The sequence below is a fragment of the Fulvivirga lutea genome, assembly GCF_017068455.1.
Lineage (GTDB): Bacteria > Bacteroidota > Bacteroidia > Cytophagales > Cyclobacteriaceae > Fulvivirga > Fulvivirga lutea.
Genome location: NZ_CP070608.1, coordinates 3016173 through 3032950, shown reverse-complemented (window position 1 = coordinate 3032950; position 16778 = coordinate 3016173). Strand labels below are relative to the sequence as shown.

Here is a 16778-nt window from a genome sequence, read left to right as displayed (position 1 = left end):
GAGAATGCTGCAACTTATCGGTAAAAAAGTAGGTTGGTCGGTTTGGGTTTAGCAGTTAAGGTATTTGCTATTACATTTGAATCATAAGCCAACTATAGACAACGATTTGCCCCCTGAAGCTAGGTTCTTCACGGGGCATTTTGTTTTTAGCAGCTATATACCGCGAAAAACCTCAAATGATTCTAAATAATTAGGCACATACACATTGTCCCATTGTTTATCTATTCTTAGATAATGAGCTAATGCTAATGAGCTCTCTGCCTCACCATGCACTATAAAAGTCATTTTAGGAGGCGATTCTAAAGTTTCGAGCCATTGGTGTAATTCATTCTTATCGGCATGAGCGGAAAGGCCGGTTACAATATCTATATGGCATTTTACTTCTACATCGATTCCAAAGATTCTGCTCGTTGGCTCACCTTCTAAGATTCTTCTACCTCTCGTACCTTCTGCTTGATACCCTACAAATAGGAGCGTATCATTTTTTCTTCCTAGTCGGTGAAATAAATGATGCAGTATTCTTCCTCCGGTACACATACCACTGGCAGATATAATTATTGCATTAGAAGAAATATCATTTAATATCACAGATGACTCCTGAGATCGGTAATAATGAACAGTTGGATAATCAAACAAACCATTTCCTTTGAAATCTGAAGGAGAAAGCGTGTGGTAATCAGGGTATTTGCTATACAGGTTTGTGGCACTAATAGCCATTGGGCTATCAATATAAACAGGTACGTTAGGTATGCTGCCCTCACTCTGAAGCCTTTGCAGATAATACAGTATTAGCTGCGTTCGTCCAACAGCAAAAGACGGTATGAGTATACATCCACCTTCATCCAGTCCTTTTGTAATCTTCTCTTTCAATTGCTCTTCAATGTCAACGATATCATTGGAACGATCTCCGTAAGTTGATTCAATAAATAGGATGTCAGCATTATGTACCTGCTCTGGAGAGGATAGAAGTGGCTGATTGAAACGCCCTAAATCGCCCGAGAGTACAATTTTCTTGGTCATCTGAATTCCATTCAAAAGCAACTCTACAAAAGCACTTCCCAAAATATGGCCGGCATTTCTAAAGGTAACTTGCACATTATCGTGAATTTTAAAGTCTTGCTCATAACCAACGGTGGTCACCAATGATAGTGCTTGTTCGGCATTTTCTGTGGTGAAGAGTGGCTCTGGGACTGTGTGTTTCGAATAACCTTTTTTTCTGGCAAATTCAGCTTCTTCTTCCTGAAGTTTGGCTGCATCTAAAAGCAGAATTTCCAGCAGGCCAGCGGTAGCTTCGGTACAATAAATAGGGCCATTGAAACCTTGTTTTACTAATCTGGGTAGGTATCCTGAATGATCTATATGGGCATGAGTTAATACAACTGCATCAATAGATGAAACATCATGCGGAAACTCATCCCAGTTCCTTAATCGATATGGTTTAAGACCCTGAAAAAGCCCACAATCGACTAAAAAAGTAAAGTTATCTACTTCAAATAAATATTTGGAGCCGGTTACTGTTTGAGCTGCGCCTAAAAACTTAACTCTAACATTCATGTGCTAAGCGTGAAATGAGAAGATAGGAATACTTTCAGTTTCATTGATTATTGCCTGACTCAATGTATGTGCTAATTTTGTTGTTTTTCTTGGCATAATGGCCAATAGGTCAATTTTATTATCCTTTATATGCTTTTGAATTCCTTTAACGATGTCCTGCTCTTCAACCACAAAAAAAGCATGGTTAATATCTTTAAAGATAGCGTGTAATTCAATAGCCTCGTCACCTTCTTCTGTATCTAACACTGTATTTCCAGAAACATGAAGCAGATGTAATTCGGCTTTTTGATGATCTGCTAAATCGCGTAAAGCCTCTAAGTTTTCATCTCTCACTATATCTTTAAAGTCTGAAGCAAAGACAATCTTTTTAAAATGAAAATCTGTTTCAGCATCAGGTATTAAGAATACAGGGCATGAAGCTGTTTGAATAACCTGGGCTGCATTACTGCCATAATAGCGCGAAGAATGATTAGAACCTCTGAGTCCCATCACTAATAAATCATTCGACTTGCTTAATTTTTGAAGTTCCTCTGAAATAATGCCATCAAGATGAATGATTGGAGATTTCAACAAACCATTCAGCCAGGTATTAATCTCTTCAATCACATGCTCCTTGAATTCATTTTTCATGCGTAATTCGGCAGGAAAAATATGTACCACTGAAAGTTGGGCGCTAAACTTGGTTGCAAGTTTATTGGCAAATGCTAACGCTTGTTTTGAGCTGTTAGAGGCATCTACTGCGCATATTATCTTTTCAATTTTCATAACATAAAAATACAAAATGTGTTATTTTCAAATAATGAGTTTTGTCAGTCAGAGAAATGATTTGTTATACTTTTAAGTAATAAGCTGCCAATAATTAATTAACTTAATGTTTAAACATTTATTAGAATGAAAGCTGCTCAATTTATATGTTTGGCCTTAATAATTTACTCATGCTCTGATAGTTCAGATGATCCTGCTCCTGCCGTTGACTGTACGCAGGAAGGCCCAACCTTGAGTTTAGTAAGCACAACAGATGCAACAAGCTGCAATGCCAGCGATGGTACTATTGAAGTGGCTATTACGGGTGGTAAGGAACCTTTTGAAATACAGCTTAGAAGGAATGTTATTCAAAATACATTTATAGATGGCTTGAGTCCAGGTTTCTATGATATTCAAGTTATTGATGCCAGTGGTTGTACAGATGATTTGAATATTTTAATCAGTGCAGCAGGATCTGATTTAACCATTGATGAAATAAGTGCGACTAGTTCAGGGTGCAACACATCCAATGGTTCTGTTGAAATAACGGCTAGTGGAAGTGGTATTACCTATTTTCTGGATGGAGTAGAAAGCGCGGATAATACTTTCAATGGTTTGGCACAAGGGAGTTACACAGTTTCAGTAACAGACGATTCAGGATGTGAAGTAACATCAGAGATAACGGTACCATCAGGTACGTCATGGGCGGGCCAGGTAAAAGAAATTATTCAAGCCAATTGTGTTCTGAGTCAGTGCCACGATGGAAGCAGGGCATCTTTACCAGATTATAGTGAATTGTCAAATGTTCAAAGTAGGGCAGACGCCATTAAAAGCCGGACTCAGAGTGGTAATATGCCGCCAGCTAGTAGGCCTGATTTATCACAAGCAGAAATTGATCTAATTGCCTGTTGGGTAGATGATGGGGCTTTGGATAATTAACTAAATAACCCGTTTACTTCCACATCTATTCTATTCACGATTACTGAGAAATCTTCGGGCTTATTGACGAAATCTGTTTTGTTCATGTCAATGATCAAGAGCTTGCTATCCTGATAACCGTCAATCCAGCTTTCGTAACGCTTATTCAAGTTTTTTAAGTAATCAATTCGAATAGCTTCCTCATAGGTTCTACCTCGTTTTTCAATCTGGGCAACAAGTTTTGGAATATCGGCCTTTAAGTAAATGAGTAGGTCAGGTGCTTGCACATGCTGAATCATCGACTCAAAAAGGGTCAGGTAGCAACGATAATCTCGCTCATTCATGAGCTTGGATTCATACAAATTGGACGCAAAAATGAAGGCATCTTCATATATAGTTCTATCCTGGATGGTAGAAGTTTCGCTTTCACGAATTCGTTTAATCTGATTGAATCTGCTATTGAGAAAATACACCTGCAAGTGAAACGACCAGCGTTTCATATCCTCATAAAAGTCTTCTAAATACGGATTATCCTCCACGGATTCCATCTCAGCTTTCCAACCAAATTGTTTGGCCAGCATGGCTGCCAAAGTGGTTTTTCCACATCCAATGTTACCGCAAATAGCTACATGCAAACTGTTGTTCATAGCAAACAAAACTAATACAATTTGATTTTGGGAAAAGTGTTGTCAGCTTATATTTTATTAAACTTTTCACAAATTTATGATCAGGATGACTCTCAATAATATTTAAATGAAAAGGATTAAAATCATTGTAACTATAGGAGTTCATTAATGGCATAAGTAGAATTCATTCCAAAAAAAAAAGGACCACCCCTGATCCTTTTTAATTTTTAACCTAACCTCCTGTGGAGCGCTTACTTCCAAAAGGAGAACAAACTATATGAAGTAGTTTTTACCTACGCCTGCAAAGCTAGGTGCTTATTACTAGCAGGCGTAGGTTCTTTCATTATCTGTTTATTACTAATTAAGTCGGGCTCTTAATGCTAGGATAAAGTTCCTCCCTGGCGCAGAAACACCTGAGCTATAGGGCCTATATCGTTGATCTGTAATATTCTCCAATCCAGCAGTTACCGTTAGTTTATCAGATACCGGGAACATCGCCTTCAAGTTTAAAGTATACCAAGAAGGTGCATAGGTATTTCCTTCAGAATCTTTGGCGTATATTTCATCCTTGCCTTGTTCTTCCACAGTAAGGTCGTCATGACTAATTTCTCCCTGGTAAGAAGCATAAAACTCTAGTTTTAGTTTGTCATGATTAAATTTAAGTCGTGAGGTTCCAAATAGTGGTGCTGCATGTCGGGAACTGCTTGTAGAGCCATCATCCAGCTCTTCTTCACCCTGTTGATAGTTGATGTCAGATGTAAATTGAAAATGATCAGCCAAATTCAATTCAATACCTGCTTGCACACCATAAACTCGAGCTTGAGCCGCGTTTTGTATCGCTTGTACCTGGCTCAATTCCCCCTGATAAATGATGGAATCATTACCATTTAAAGTAAAGTTTCTGCGAACCAAAGCATTATCCAGTAATGTATAATAGGCAGTTAAATCAATCTTGGCTACTTCTCCAATTTTGGCAGCAACTCCAATATCAAAGTTATAGGCATATTCTGCTTTTAAATCTGGATTAGGAACTGTAATGGCTCCCGGCTCAGAATCAAATATTTTGCCTATATCGTCCACATTAGGTGCTCGAAAGGCTGTTCCAAAATTAGAACTGATTACCCAATTATCATTTGGTCTGTAAACAGCTCCTAAACTTCCTGTGAGTGATCCCTCTTCCAACTTAGCATTGTTGAAAGGAAAGTTGAAAAATTGCTGATCGAACGTAGCATCTATCATAAACTGATTGTAACGCAAACCTGCCTGCAATGACAGCTCATCAAATACCTTAAACTGCTCATTAATGTATACACCCAATGATTCCCAGGTAGCCGCAGGGTAACGCGAGGTACTTGCAATGGAGCTATTGGTACTAATATTCGTTTCAAATCCGCTAGATTCGACCTCATTAGAAACATACTCAATTCCATAGTTAATGGTATGTTGCTCACCCAGGTTTTTCAAGAGATCTATGTTCACCGAATAGGCATCTACCATTTCTGTCTGCGTGGTTCGGGTATCGCTATTTAAAGAACGATCAATCCTGCTTTCTTCAAACTTTTGATAGGCCAGGCGTACATTCATTTTATCGTACATGGTCGTCAGCCCCTGATGTGTGAGTGTTAAATTATTCATCATCCATTTCTGTGGACCGTAATCCCATTCTGCATATCTGGCCGTTCCGTTTCTTACTCTGTTGTGCCTGTCATATCTGCCATATGAAGATGTTTCAGATAAATGAAAGCCATATTGAATATCCCATTGTGCATTTGGCTTGAATCGCACTTTCTGCATCATGTTTATTTGCGAATAGGCCGTTGGTATTTGCAATAAAGGATCATCCTGGGTTATCACTACATCCGAAGAATCTTGCCTTTGTACATAATACGGCTTTAAGTAATCATCAGGCCCATCACTGCCTTGCTTCAAGTGGTCATAATCCCAAGAACTGAAGCTCGAAACAAATGCCCATTTATTCCAGCCTACATTCACATCTAAATGCCCGGTTCTTTCATTGTTAGCACTGGAAGTTCTAACTACGGCATTGCCGGTCACCTCTACTTCGTTACTTTCAGATAGCTGGGGTGTAAGCGTTTGAAAACTCATGACACCTCCAATGGCATCACTACCGTAAATCACAGAACCCGGCCCAAAGAACACCTCAGTGCTTTCCAATGCAAACGGATCAAGGCTTATTACATTTTGAATATTTCCACCTCTGAAGATGGCGGTATTCATTCGCACGCCATCTAACGTGTACAGTAAACGATTGGTGGCAAACCCTCGTATCATGGGACTGCCACCACCTTGTTGACTTTTTTGAATAAAGACTTTGCCCGATACATTTAGCAAATCAGCGGCTGTTTGTGGGTTTTGAAGCACTATTTCCTCTGTAGGAATCGAAACAATTTTAGTAGGTGTTTCACTACTTGAGAGTTCCCATTTAGTCGCAGAAATAACTATTTCATCCATAGAAAGGGTAGATGCTTTCATAGTTACATCAAAGCCCATTAATTGTAATTCCTCATAATTGGTATACACTGTTTTATAGCCTATCGATCGGATTTCTATTTTTTTAGAACCTTTTAATTTACTAATATCAGCTCGGCCGTTTTCATCTGTTGTTATAAACTCATTGGGCGATTTACTGGCAACAGTAGCTAATTCAACAGGGTTGCCGGAATTGTCTTTTACTGTGAGCACCTGTGCGCTTACAGCAATTTGCACGGCCATAAATAGCCATGTGCATACTATGTATTTCATGTATAAGATTAATTTTCGAGTTAAACTCGATGGTTTAAAATGATTTTAATGGATAGTGAAAATCAAGAATTGGGTGGGGGAGTAATGGGACACTGATCAATAGATTGATAGTGTATATCCAATTCTGTTTCGTTCACCAGTTCATACGCTACAAGTGAAATCAATTCAGTACTAGTTGGAATAGTGTAAGTAAGTATCTTTTGAAGTTTAATCCCTTCATCATCAGTGCTTTGATGTTTTTGTTTAGTTAGTGATTTCAACAGTTGGTTGAGCGATGATTCTTCCGTATCCGGCCAACACCAATAACTGATTTTATTGTCATGTTCTTCAGTATAAACAACATCAAACATAGCTCCATCAAACTCGAATTCTTTTGAATGTTCCCAACGAAGCTTAGTTCTTGCTTCTTCTTGGGATAGTGTGATTAATGTAAGTTCATTTTTCGGAATAGAACGCATCAACTCATGCTTAATCTCCCGCTTGACCTGCGTTTTTTTCAATAAAATGATCGACTCCATAATGGTGAATGGAGTAATCAGTAATATTGAAACGAAAAGAATAAGCAGATTTCTGACTGTCATAGTTCAACGTGAAGGTAGAGTAATTGAAAACCACAGTCAAAAATTTTTATTTATTTGGTGAAAATCCATGTTGTTAGGACTAACTACATTTTATTTGTGCTATGCCTTTAGTAAAATCCAGTTACAAACCTCCGTTTTGGATGCGAAATGGACATATAGCCACCATCGTACCCAGCACTTTTCGAAAGGTAGAAGGAGTAACATATTCAAGAGAACGTATTGACACTCCCGATGATGATTTTTTAGATCTTGATTGGATTAAGAGAGGCAACGATCAACTAGTCATTATTTCTCATGGTTTAGAAGGCAGTAGTAATAGGCCGTATATGTTAGGAATGGCCAAATATATGTCTGAAAATGGCGTTGATGTGCTTGCTTGGAACTGCAGAAGCTGTAGTGGTGAAATAAATCGCCAGGCAAGGTTTTATCATCATGGAGCGACTGATGATTTAGAAACTGTTGTAAATCACGTATTGTGTCAATTAAATTATAAGTCCATTGTTTTGATTGGATTTAGTATGGGAGGAAGTTTAACTATCAAATATTTAGGCGAAAATGATTCTCGACCAAAAGAAGTAAAGGGCGGAATTGCGTTTTCAATACCTGTAAGTCTTAAATCGAGTGTTGATCAGCTAACCCACTCTAAAACAGGGTTTTATAAGAAACGATTTCTAAGAAAGCTGGAAGAGAAAGTAAAACTAAAAGCAGAAACTTACCCAGGTTTAATTGAGTATGATGGATTTAAAGACATAAAAGAATTTGAAGACTTTGATAACAAATACACGGCACCCATTCATGGCTTTAAAGATGCTCAGGATTTCTACAAGCGAGCGAGTGCCGGTAACTACTTACCACAAGTTTCGGTACCACTCCTCATTTGCAATGCTGTAAACGATCCGTTTTTGGGTGAACCTTGCTATCCTTATGGCTTATGTGAACTTAGCGAAAACCTCTATTTGGAAACTCCGAAATATGGTGGACACGTGGGTTTTCAATTACCAAATGCAGATTATAATTATATGGAAAAAAGAGCCTTAGAATTTATAAAAGAACAGTTTTAATCTTCCAGTATTTCTTTGACCCGCCCAATTTGACCATCCTCTAAACGCACTTTAATTCCATGGTGGTGAGTGGGAGATTTAGTAAGCAAATCCTTAACTATTCCTTCAGTTAGTTTGCCTGTTCGCTGATCCTTTTTTAATACAATGGCTACTTTTAATCCGGGTTTGATATTTTCTCTTCGGGTTCCGTTCACAGTTGTTTTATATTATTAATTTAGTTGTAAATATATCCAGTTATGAATCGAATAATATCAATAATTCTAATCACTATTCTTTTTGCGTGTGAAAGTAAAAAATCATCTGAAAATGAAGAGAAAGCACCGGAGCAGACGCTAAGCCAACAAATGGTAGGCACATGGAGGAACTTGGAATTAAAAGTAACCATTAAAAATAATTCAAAGGACTCCGTATTGAATGTACCAGAAGGTAAGTGGCCAGAAATTTTAAATATTAATCCTATTGAAACAAGCTTTAACGAGGATGGCACTTTTGTTTCTGTATATAAAGATATTGGTGGTAATGTAATTATGTCAACTAATGGTACTTGGGGTGCTATAGGAGATACATTAAAAATGACTAAATCCAACTTAACCAATAGTTATCACGCACAAATTAATGAAGACATAGTTACGTTTAAAAGTTATCTTGATTGGGATAATGATGGTGAAAGAGATGATTATTACGAAGGCACTCAAGAAAAAATTAGTACTGAAGAAAGTTTATGAAAAAGACATTACGCAACATTATTTTCCTTGCATTAGCAGGCATATTACTATTTGGTCTCAACTATGGTTACAGGGCTATTCCCATTATTAGTGGCTACGGTGCCAAGAATTTATGTTCATGTGTGTTTGTCTCTGGCAGATCAGTGGATGATGTAAAAGCCAATGAGTTGAAGGTGAATCCGCTTTTATCAGCGGGTACTTTTGAAATTAATTGGGCTGATAGTTCCGCTACTGGAGATGTGTTTGGTTTAGTTAAAAAAAAGGCCATTTACAGAAAAGGACTAGGATGCACATTAGTTTCTGAGTTGTCTGAAGAAGAGGTTAGAAGCCAAAAATATTCACTAAGTAGTCTGAGCCAACCTTCCGATACATTGTATTGGCCGTATGGTACCCAAATGAGAGACACTAGTTATGCCAATGTTGATTATGACAAGTTAAATCAAGCTTTAGAAAATGCATTCAAGGAGGAGAATCCAGAAGTAAAAGTGAATACCAGAGGAGTAGTGGTTGTTTACAAAGGCACTATCATTGGAGAGAAATATGCCGAGAATTTCAATGAGCAAACTCCTCAAATGGGCTGGTCGATGACCAAAAGTGTTACAGCTACTTTAATTGGAATGTTGGTAAAAGATGGTAAGCTGGACATCAATCAACCTGCACCAGTTACATCTTGGGAAGATGACAGAAGTGAAATTACAGTTGATCACCTATTGCGTATGAGCAGCGGTTTGGAATGGGAAGAGGTTTACAGCGGCCCAAGTGCAGCAGTAAGCATGCTGTATGAAAAGGCCGATATGGGAGGATATGCAGCCTCAAAACCGTTGCAATATCAGCCAGATGAAGTTTGGTATTACTCAAGTGGCACCTCAAACATTTTGGCTAAAATAGTACGCGAGAAAGTGGGAGAGGAGGATTATTACAATTACATCAGAGAAAGATTATTTGAACCACTAGGCATGACAACTGCCGTAATTGAGCCAGATGCCTCTGGCACCTACGTAGGTTCTTCCTACATGTATGCTTCGCCCAGGGATTGGGCTAAGTTCGGGTTGCTATATTTGAATGGAGGTGAATGGGATGGTAATCAATTATTACCTGATGACTGGACAGACTATGTTTCTACACCTACACCTGGTGCGCCTACTATGGAATATGGAGCCCATTTTTGGCTAAATGGCAATGCTCCAGTAGAAGGCCAGCATGTCTATTATCCAGATGCTCCTAAAGACCTGTTTAGCGCCAATGGTTTTGAAGGGCAAAGAGTGTTTATCATTCCTTCAAAAGACATGGTTATTGTACGTTTAGGACAAACCAAAAAGCGCGGTTCTTTTGATTTTAATCAGTTTTTAAAGGAGGTGTTGGGGGCGGTAAATTAAATCTCCCCCAAATCCACCTCATCACTATAAAACTTTACTACAAATTCGATTGATCGTGATTCAATATAGTCTATCACATTTTCATTGGCCACATAACTGATTTCGTAAAACTTACCATTGAGAGAATACAAGAGTTTTTTCACTCCTAATTCGTGTCTGTCACCAATAAACTCTCCGTGTTTAAATAGATAATCGGCCTTCTCCCGAATGTTCATTATTCGATATTAATACTTTTCCATACTCGGGTCAATCTCATCGGCCCAAGCCAGTATTCCACCCTTAAGGTTATACAGATTCTCTAACCCTAGTTTACCTTGTAAGTATTGGATTGCCTGCCCGCTACGAGCCCCACTGCGACAATGCACCACCACTTTTTTGTTTTTTGCAATTTTATCTTCGTTTTGAGGAATATCACCAAGTGGTATTAACTCACCATCCAGTGTAGCAATTTCAACCTCATGTGGTTCGCGCACATCTATCAATTGAAAATCTTCCTTGTTCTCAATCATTTCGTGAAGTTCTTTCACTGTAATTTCCTTAACCATTTTATTCTTGTTTGGATGACAAAATTCTTCGTAATCTATTAATCCAGTGATAGTATCCCGGGCATTCGTATTTTTAATTTTAATTACCCGTGTTTCCATCGACTGACTATCAAATATAAAAAGCTTTTCAATTAAGGGTTGGCCAATTCCACAAATAACTTTAATTGCTTCATTCGCTTGAATGCTGCCAATAATACCCGGCAAAGTACCTAACACACCACCTATTTCACAATCAGGCACACTCTCAGGATTTGGCGGAGTAGGATAGAGGTCTCTGTAATTGGCACTCTTATTTACGTTAAAGACTGCTACTTGCCCTTCATATTGATAGATAGAGCCGTAAATGAAAGGTTTATTCTGTAAAATGCAAGCGTCATTAATCAGATAGCGTGTCGGAAAATTATCAGTACAGTCAATAACCAAATCAAACTTGTCTATAATTGAAAGTGCATTTTTTGAGTTTAAATTGAGATTGTATTCTTCAATTTCAACATGATGGTTCAGCTCCTTTAGCTTTTGTGCTGTTAGCCTTACTTTTGATATGCCAATTTCCTGTTCTTTATATAGAATTTGTCTTTGTAGGTTAGAAATTGAAACCACATCTGAATCAATTAGGCCAATACAACTTACACCTGAGGCAGCCAAATAAGAAGATACCGGGTTTCCAAGACCACCGCAGCCTACTATTAGCACTTTAGATTTTTTTAATTTCTCTTGCGCTTCAACTCCAAAGTCTGGCAGAGGAAAATGTCTTTGATACCGTTGTATTTCCTCTTTACTGAGCATTAGAATCGCTTTAAAACCAGGTCAGAAACAGTATCACCAATAGATAATGAAGACGTGGCCGCAGGAGATGGCGCATTACAGACATTAATAGCGTGCTCATTTTCGATAATTAAAAAATCATCAATTAAACCACCATTTCTATCACAGGCCTGAGCTCGTACACCCGCACCACCTTCTACTAGGTCATTTTCAGTAATTTCTGGCAGCAATTTTTGTAAGGCTTTAGTAAATGCTGCTTTCGAAAATGAACGATACATTTCTCCAAAACCTGTTTTCCAATATTTCATAGCTACTTTTTGAAATCCAGGCCATGCTAATGACTCCGCCAATTCACTAAGATTTATATCAGATTTTTTATAACCTTCCCTCTGAAAGGCTAACACTGCATTTGGTCCTGCTTCTACACCACCTTTAGCCATTCTGGTAAAATGTACTCCAAGAAACGGAAAATTTGGGTCAGGCACAGGGTATATTAAATTTTTAACCAGGTATTCCTTCTCTTTTGATAGCTTGTAATATTCACCTCTAAATGGAATGATTTTAACATCCAATTTTTGATTGGTAAACTTCGCCACTTTGTCTGAGTATAAACCAGCACAGTTAACAACCAAAGTAGACTGGTAGCCGGATTTGCTTGTTTCAACATGGCATCCATCGCTGCCTGTGGTTATGTTTATTACCTTCTCATCAAAGTGTATAGAACCACCAGACGTTTGTATTAGCTCAGCATATTTTTGTGAAACCAATTTGTAATCAACAATACCGGTTTGCGGCACAAAGATTCCTTTTACACCATTCACATGAGGTTCATACTCCTTTAATTCCTCTCTGTTTAATGGTTTTATATTCTGCAAGCCGTTTTCAGCACCTCTTTTTTCAAGATTATCCAATAATGGTATTTCTTCTTCTGAGGTAGCTACCACCACTTTACCACATAGCTCAAATGGGATATCCTGCTTTTGGCAGAAATCAACCAACATGTGATATCCATTAATGCAATTAGTAGCCTTTAAACTGCCCGGTTTATAGTACAATCCTGAGTGAATAACTCCGCTATTATTTCCGGTCTGATGTTTAGCTATTTCACCTTCTTTTTCGAGTATAAGTAACCTTAAATTGGGACTCTTTTCCAGGAGCTTTAAAGCCGTTCCTAATCCAACAATTCCCGCTCCTATAACTATAATGTCGTATTTCACATTTATGGTCATTTATGAAGTTGCAAATATACCCAAACAGGTCACATTTAATTATCTTCGAAGATTGACAAAAAATCCAAACCCAATGAATAAAAAAATGAGATTAAATGTGCTCTTGCTAAGCACACTTTGCCTGTTTGCTTTTAGTTCATTAGAAGCGCAAAAAAAGAAAAAGAAAAAGGGCGAAGAAGAGAAACCAAAAACAGAAGAAAAAACAACAATTGCCAGCAAGGTAAAAGGTCATGATAAATTAGAAGGACTTTTTACTTTTTATCGAGATACTACATCCGGTAGTATTATGATGGAAGTCTCAAAAGAGCAGCTGGATAAAGAGTATATCTATTTCAGTCAAATTGCGGATGGTGTGTTAGAAGCATATTCGTTTAGAGGTGCTTACCGGGGCTCAGATATATTTAAAATACGAAAGTTCTATAATGAATTAGAGTTCGTAAAAGTGAATACCAGTTTCTATTATGATCCTGAAAATCCATTAAGCAGATCTCAGGAAGCTAATATGAGTAACTCATTGTTAGCAAGTGAGAAAATTGAAGTTGAAGAGAACGGAAAATATCTCATTAAAGCCGACAACCTCTTTTTAAAAGAAACATGGTCACAGATTAAACCTCCAAGCTTCCCGGGTCAATCGCCAACGGCTTTTAAACTAGGAAGTTTATCCAGCGAAAAAACGAAAGTACGTGCTATTAGAAATTACCCGCAGAACATTGATTTTAAAGTGGAGTATGTATACAGCACTTCTTCTGTGTTAAATGGTGGTTCTAACGCCATTGCTGATGCCAGAAACGTGAGTATTTCTGTTTTTCATAGTTTGGTAGCAATGCCTGAAAATGATTATAAACCTCGTTTTGATGATCCAAGAGTTGGATATTTTACTACTCAGGTGGATGATCAAACTTCAAAAGAAGCTGTGGCTTACAGAGACATGATTAATCGTTGGCATTTAGTTAAGAAAGATCCAGAAGCAGCTGTTTCAGAGCCAATAGAGCCAATTACTTGGTGGATTGAAAACACAACACCGTTAGAATGGCGAGAGTCAATCAAACAGGGTGTGTTGGAATGGAATAAAGCGTTTGAAAAAGCTGGTTTTAAAAATGCTATGGTGGTTAAAGTTCAGCCAGACACAGCAGAGTGGGATGCAGGAGACATTAGATACAATGTATTAAGATGGACTTCTTCACCTAACCCTCCATTTGGTGGCTATGGGCCAAGCTTTAAGAACCCAAGAACAGGCCAGATCATTGGTGCTGATATAATGTTGGAGTTCGTTCATCATACAAACAGAGTAAGATACTCGAAGTTGTATAGCTTATCTGCAAATTCAGATGAAGAGTTGCCAGCCTGGAATCCTGGAGATGAGGCAAATTACTGTATGTACAGTGGCTTAATGCTGGAAAACAACCTATTCGGACAAATGGCAGTTGCTGCTGAAACTGATGAGTTGGATGTTTTGCAGAATGAGGCAATGTTAGAGTTAATCATGCATGAAGTAGGCCACACACTTGGATTAAATCACAATATGAAATCTTCACAGTTATATTCTCCGGAACAACTTTATAATAAAGAGTTTATTCAGGGTAAAGCACTTACAGGCTCAGTAATGGACTATGCAACAATAAATCTGACTAAGGATCGCAGTAAGCAAAGTCACTATTATTCTACAGTAGTTGGTCCTTATGATGTTTGGGCTATCCAGTTCGGTTACACTCCAGATATTTCTGATGTAGATATGGACAAACTATTGGCAAGGTCTACAGAGCCTGAGTTGATGTTTGGTAATGATGCGGATGACATGCGCAGCTCAAGCAGAGGTATCGACCCAAGAATTAATACTGGTGACTTATCAAATGATCAAATTACTTATTCTATTGATAGAATTGAGTTGGTAGATAATTTGATGAAGGACCTTAGAGAAAAGTACAATGATCCGGGTGAATCTTACCAGGAACTCAGACAGGCTTACTACATTCTTTCACGTCAAAGAGCACAAGCAGGCGAGGTGATGTCGAGGTTTATTGGTGGTATTTATGTAGATAGAGCAATGCAAGGCCAGCCAGGAGCAACTAAGCCATATACTCCCGTAAGTGAGTCCGAACAAAAAAGAGCAATGAATGGAATTAGTAAATACATGTTTGCTCCAAATGCTTTCAACACATCTAATGACATATACAATTATCTTGCTCTTCAGAGAAGGGGTTATAATTTCTATCGTGGACCTGAGGATCCTAAAATACATGAATCTGTTCTTAGCGCTCAAAAAGATGTGTTAAGTCATTTATTGCATGAAAACACATTGCAGAGGTTGGTTGACTCTGAACTTTATGGTAATTCGTATCAATTAGGTGAGTTTATGACAGATTTGAATTCTGCTATTTTTGATGCAGACATTAGCGGAAATGTGAATACGTTCCGACAAAACCTCCAGATAGAATATACTAAAATGCTCACAGAGATTTTACTTAAGGATAAGTCGAGCAGTTATTCAAACCATGCTAAGTCAATGGTGCTTTATAATTTAAATGCCATAGACCGAAAGGCTACTAATAGTTCAGGGAATACACTTTCTAGAGCGCATAAGTCTCATTTGAGAGCGTTAATTAAAAATGCGTTGGATGAATACAAAGGTTAATGTTTAACTATAGAAAAAGTAAAAGGGCGACTTTGTCGCCCTTTTTTATTTATCGTCTTTTTCAAAATCCAGGCTTACTGAATTAATGCAATATCTTAAACCGGTTGGCTCAGGCCCATCATTAAACACGTGGCCTAAATGCCCACCACATCGTGCACATACCACTTCTTCTCGAACCATTCCAAACGAAGTGTCTTTCACTATTTCAACATTTTCCTCATTGATAGGCTCATAAAAACTTGGCCAGCCTGTGCCTGACTCAAACTTTGTTTTAGAGCTAAACAGCTTTGTCTGGCAAGCTGCGCAGTAATATGTTCCTTCTTCATGATTATCCCACAAATCTCCCGTAAATGCTCTTTCAGTTCCTTTTTCCCGAAGCACATAATATTCTTCATCGGTGAGTTCTTTTTTCCACTCTTCATCTGTTTTTTCAATTTTGTCAGTGGAACTTTTCTTTACCATCGATTTTGTAGTTTCCTGACTCTTGCTACAGGAAATCAAACTTAAAATTAACGTTAAAGATAATAGTGTTTCGCGTACCATATTGTTGTTTCATTTGATACTTGTCTTAACTACTATCAGATAAAAAGGTTTTGAAAGCCCAATGTATTGTCTGCTAGTTGACAGCAAATTTAAAACACTAGAAACGAGCTAATTGTGATTTATAATTGCTATTTTGAAGTTAATTTTTGAAATTAAATTAATTGCAGGTTAATTTACTCTCAGTATGTTAAAAGTTGGTTTCAGTAAATGGATAATCACTGCCTTACTAAGCTTAGGTGCAGTTGTCGCTAGCGCTCAAAGTTATCAGCTCCACACAGTTTATATCTACAGTTTTATACGTTATATCCAATGGCCTGCTCCGTTAAATGAAGGAGATTTTACTATTGGTGTCCTTGGTGATTCGCCAATCATTGAACACTTAGAAAAGATGGCCGCCAGCAAGAAAGCAGGCGCAAGATCAATTGTTATTAAGAAATTTAATGGAACCGGAGATGTTTCTGGCACCAATATTCTGTTTATATCAAAATCGGCTTCTGAAATGCTTACAGAAGTTAAGGCAAAGGCATTATCAAATAATACACTAATAATATCTGAGAAGGAAGGGTTAGGCATGGAAGGCAGCGGAATTAATTTTGTGGAGAGAAATGGTAAATTAGCATTTGAACTAAATAAATCATCGGTTGATGAAGCACAATTGAAGGTTTCATCAGAATTATCCAGACTGGCAATTGTAATTTAAAACTTAAGTACTCAAT

Annotated in this window: 16 protein-coding genes; 6 read left to right on the top strand and 10 right to left on the bottom strand. The window is 37.8% G+C overall.

Going from position 1 to position 16778, the window contains the following annotated elements:
- Window positions 1-153: 153 nt before the first annotated feature.
- Entirely contained in the window at window positions 154-1554 is a 1401-nt protein-coding gene (locus JR347_RS13585) for an MBL fold metallo-hydrolase RNA specificity domain-containing protein (RefSeq protein WP_205721135.1), read from the bottom strand.
- A 3-nt stretch (window positions 1555-1557) separates the two neighbouring features.
- The gene (locus JR347_RS13580) at window positions 1558-2319 is read right to left on the bottom strand and encodes a universal stress protein (RefSeq protein ID WP_205721134.1); all 762 of its coding nucleotides are present in this window, start codon (window positions 2317-2319) and stop codon (window positions 1558-1560) included.
- Window positions 2320-2445: 126 nt separating this feature from the next.
- Here JR347_RS13580 and JR347_RS13575 point away from each other — a divergent pair, with 126 nt between their 5' ends.
- On the top strand, window positions 2446-3237 hold the full coding sequence (locus JR347_RS13575) for a hypothetical protein (RefSeq protein WP_205721133.1): 792 nt from the start codon (window positions 2446-2448) through the stop codon (window positions 3235-3237).
- On the opposite strand, the gene JR347_RS13570 is transcribed toward JR347_RS13575, so the two are convergent.
- The 3 genes from JR347_RS13570 to JR347_RS13560 form a co-directional block, all read right to left on the bottom strand.
- Window positions 3234-3851, bottom strand: a complete 618-nt coding sequence (locus tag JR347_RS13570) for a deoxynucleoside kinase (protein WP_235689805.1) — start codon at window positions 3849-3851, stop codon at window positions 3234-3236. The two genes, JR347_RS13575 and JR347_RS13570, sit on opposite strands and share 4 nt — an antisense overlap.
- Window positions 3852-4199: 348 nt before the next feature.
- Window positions 4200-6605, bottom strand: a complete 2406-nt coding sequence (locus tag JR347_RS13565; protein ID WP_205721131.1) for a TonB-dependent receptor — start codon at window positions 6603-6605, stop codon at window positions 4200-4202.
- 62 nt (window positions 6606-6667) lie between these two features.
- Window positions 6668-7186: a hypothetical protein gene (locus JR347_RS13560; protein ID WP_205721130.1), complete on the bottom strand. Its 519-nt coding sequence runs from the start codon at window positions 7184-7186 to the stop codon at window positions 6668-6670.
- Between the two features lie 101 nt (window positions 7187-7287).
- Between JR347_RS13560 and JR347_RS13555 the strand changes: the two genes are divergently transcribed.
- Complete coding sequence (locus JR347_RS13555) at window positions 7288-8247, top strand: YheT family hydrolase (RefSeq protein WP_205721129.1); 960 nt, start codon at window positions 7288-7290, stop codon at window positions 8245-8247.
- Here the strand turns inward: JR347_RS13555 and JR347_RS13550 are convergent.
- Window positions 8244-8441, bottom strand: a complete 198-nt coding sequence (locus JR347_RS13550; RefSeq protein ID WP_205721128.1) for a YwbE family protein — start codon at window positions 8439-8441, stop codon at window positions 8244-8246. The two genes, JR347_RS13555 and JR347_RS13550, sit on opposite strands and share 4 nt — an antisense overlap.
- 42 nt (window positions 8442-8483) lie before the next feature.
- Here JR347_RS13550 and JR347_RS13545 point away from each other — a divergent pair, with 42 nt between their 5' ends.
- Together JR347_RS13545 and JR347_RS13540 are read left to right on the top strand one after the other, a co-directional pair.
- Complete coding sequence (locus JR347_RS13545; protein ID WP_205721127.1) at window positions 8484-8972, top strand: hypothetical protein; 489 nt, start codon at window positions 8484-8486, stop codon at window positions 8970-8972.
- Window positions 8969-10348, top strand: coding sequence for a serine hydrolase domain-containing protein (locus tag JR347_RS13540; RefSeq protein ID WP_205721126.1), 1380 nt, complete (start codon window positions 8969-8971; stop codon window positions 10346-10348). Before JR347_RS13545 ends, JR347_RS13540 begins: the two co-directional genes overlap by 4 nt.
- Here the strand turns inward: JR347_RS13540 and JR347_RS13535 are convergent.
- From JR347_RS13535 to lhgO, 3 genes are read right to left on the bottom strand one after another with little or no spacing between them, the layout of a single operon-like run.
- Window positions 10345-10563, bottom strand: coding sequence for a hypothetical protein (locus JR347_RS13535; RefSeq protein WP_205721125.1), 219 nt, complete (start codon window positions 10561-10563; stop codon window positions 10345-10347). The genes JR347_RS13540 and JR347_RS13535 overlap by 4 nt on opposite strands.
- Window positions 10564-10572: 9 nt before the next feature.
- Window positions 10573-11679 (bottom strand): ThiF family adenylyltransferase, encoded by a 1107-nt coding sequence (locus JR347_RS13530; RefSeq protein ID WP_205721124.1) that lies wholly within the window; start codon window positions 11677-11679, stop codon window positions 10573-10575.
- Window positions 11679-12875, bottom strand: a complete 1197-nt coding sequence (gene lhgO, locus JR347_RS13525) for an L-2-hydroxyglutarate oxidase (RefSeq protein ID WP_235689679.1) — start codon at window positions 12873-12875, stop codon at window positions 11679-11681. Before lhgO ends, JR347_RS13530 begins: the two co-directional genes overlap by 1 nt.
- An 85-nt stretch (window positions 12876-12960) precedes the next feature.
- Here lhgO and JR347_RS13520 point away from each other — a divergent pair, with 85 nt between their 5' ends.
- Entirely contained in the window at window positions 12961-15519 is a 2559-nt protein-coding gene (locus JR347_RS13520) for a zinc-dependent metalloprotease (RefSeq protein WP_235689678.1), read from the top strand.
- A 45-nt stretch (window positions 15520-15564) separates the two neighbouring features.
- Here JR347_RS13520 and msrB read toward each other — a convergent pair whose 3' ends face one another.
- Window positions 15565-15981 (bottom strand): peptide-methionine (R)-S-oxide reductase MsrB, encoded by a 417-nt coding sequence (gene msrB / locus JR347_RS13515; protein WP_317192602.1) that lies wholly within the window; start codon window positions 15979-15981, stop codon window positions 15565-15567.
- Between the two features lie 265 nt (window positions 15982-16246).
- Between msrB and JR347_RS13510 the strand changes: the two genes are divergently transcribed.
- The gene (locus tag JR347_RS13510; protein WP_205721121.1) at window positions 16247-16762 is read left to right on the top strand and encodes a YfiR family protein; all 516 of its coding nucleotides are present in this window, start codon (window positions 16247-16249) and stop codon (window positions 16760-16762) included.
- The last annotated feature ends 16 nt before the right edge of the window (window positions 16763-16778 follow it).

Coding starts and splice junctions, on each gene's coding strand:
- JR347_RS13535 (WP_205721125.1), bottom strand. CDS start 10,563: ATGAACATTCGGGAGAAGGCCGATTATCTATTTAAACACGGAGAGTTT.
- JR347_RS13560 (WP_205721130.1), bottom strand. CDS start 7,186: ATGACAGTCAGAAATCTGCTTATTCTTTTCGTTTCAATATTACTGATT.
- JR347_RS13585 (WP_205721135.1), bottom strand. CDS start 1,554: ATGAATGTTAGAGTTAAGTTTTTAGGCGCAGCTCAAACAGTAACCGGC.
- JR347_RS13520 (WP_235689678.1), top strand. CDS start 12,961: ATGAATAAAAAAATGAGATTAAATGTGCTCTTGCTAAGCACACTTTGC.
- JR347_RS13580 (WP_205721134.1), bottom strand. CDS start 2,319: ATGAAAATTGAAAAGATAATATGCGCAGTAGATGCCTCTAACAGCTCA.
- JR347_RS13555 (WP_205721129.1), top strand. CDS start 7,288: ATGCCTTTAGTAAAATCCAGTTACAAACCTCCGTTTTGGATGCGAAAT.
- msrB (WP_317192602.1), bottom strand. CDS start 15,981: ATGGTAAAGAAAAGTTCCACTGACAAAATTGAAAAAACAGATGAAGAG.
- JR347_RS13565 (WP_205721131.1), bottom strand. CDS start 6,605: ATGAAATACATAGTATGCACATGGCTATTTATGGCCGTGCAAATTGCT.
- JR347_RS13530 (WP_205721124.1), bottom strand. CDS start 11,679: ATGCTCAGTAAAGAGGAAATACAACGGTATCAAAGACATTTTCCTCTG.
- JR347_RS13510 (WP_205721121.1), top strand. CDS start 16,247: ATGTTAAAAGTTGGTTTCAGTAAATGGATAATCACTGCCTTACTAAGC.
- JR347_RS13575 (WP_205721133.1), top strand. CDS start 2,446: ATGAAAGCTGCTCAATTTATATGTTTGGCCTTAATAATTTACTCATGC.
- JR347_RS13540 (WP_205721126.1), top strand. CDS start 8,969: ATGAAAAAGACATTACGCAACATTATTTTCCTTGCATTAGCAGGCATA.
- JR347_RS13545 (WP_205721127.1), top strand. CDS start 8,484: ATGAATCGAATAATATCAATAATTCTAATCACTATTCTTTTTGCGTGT.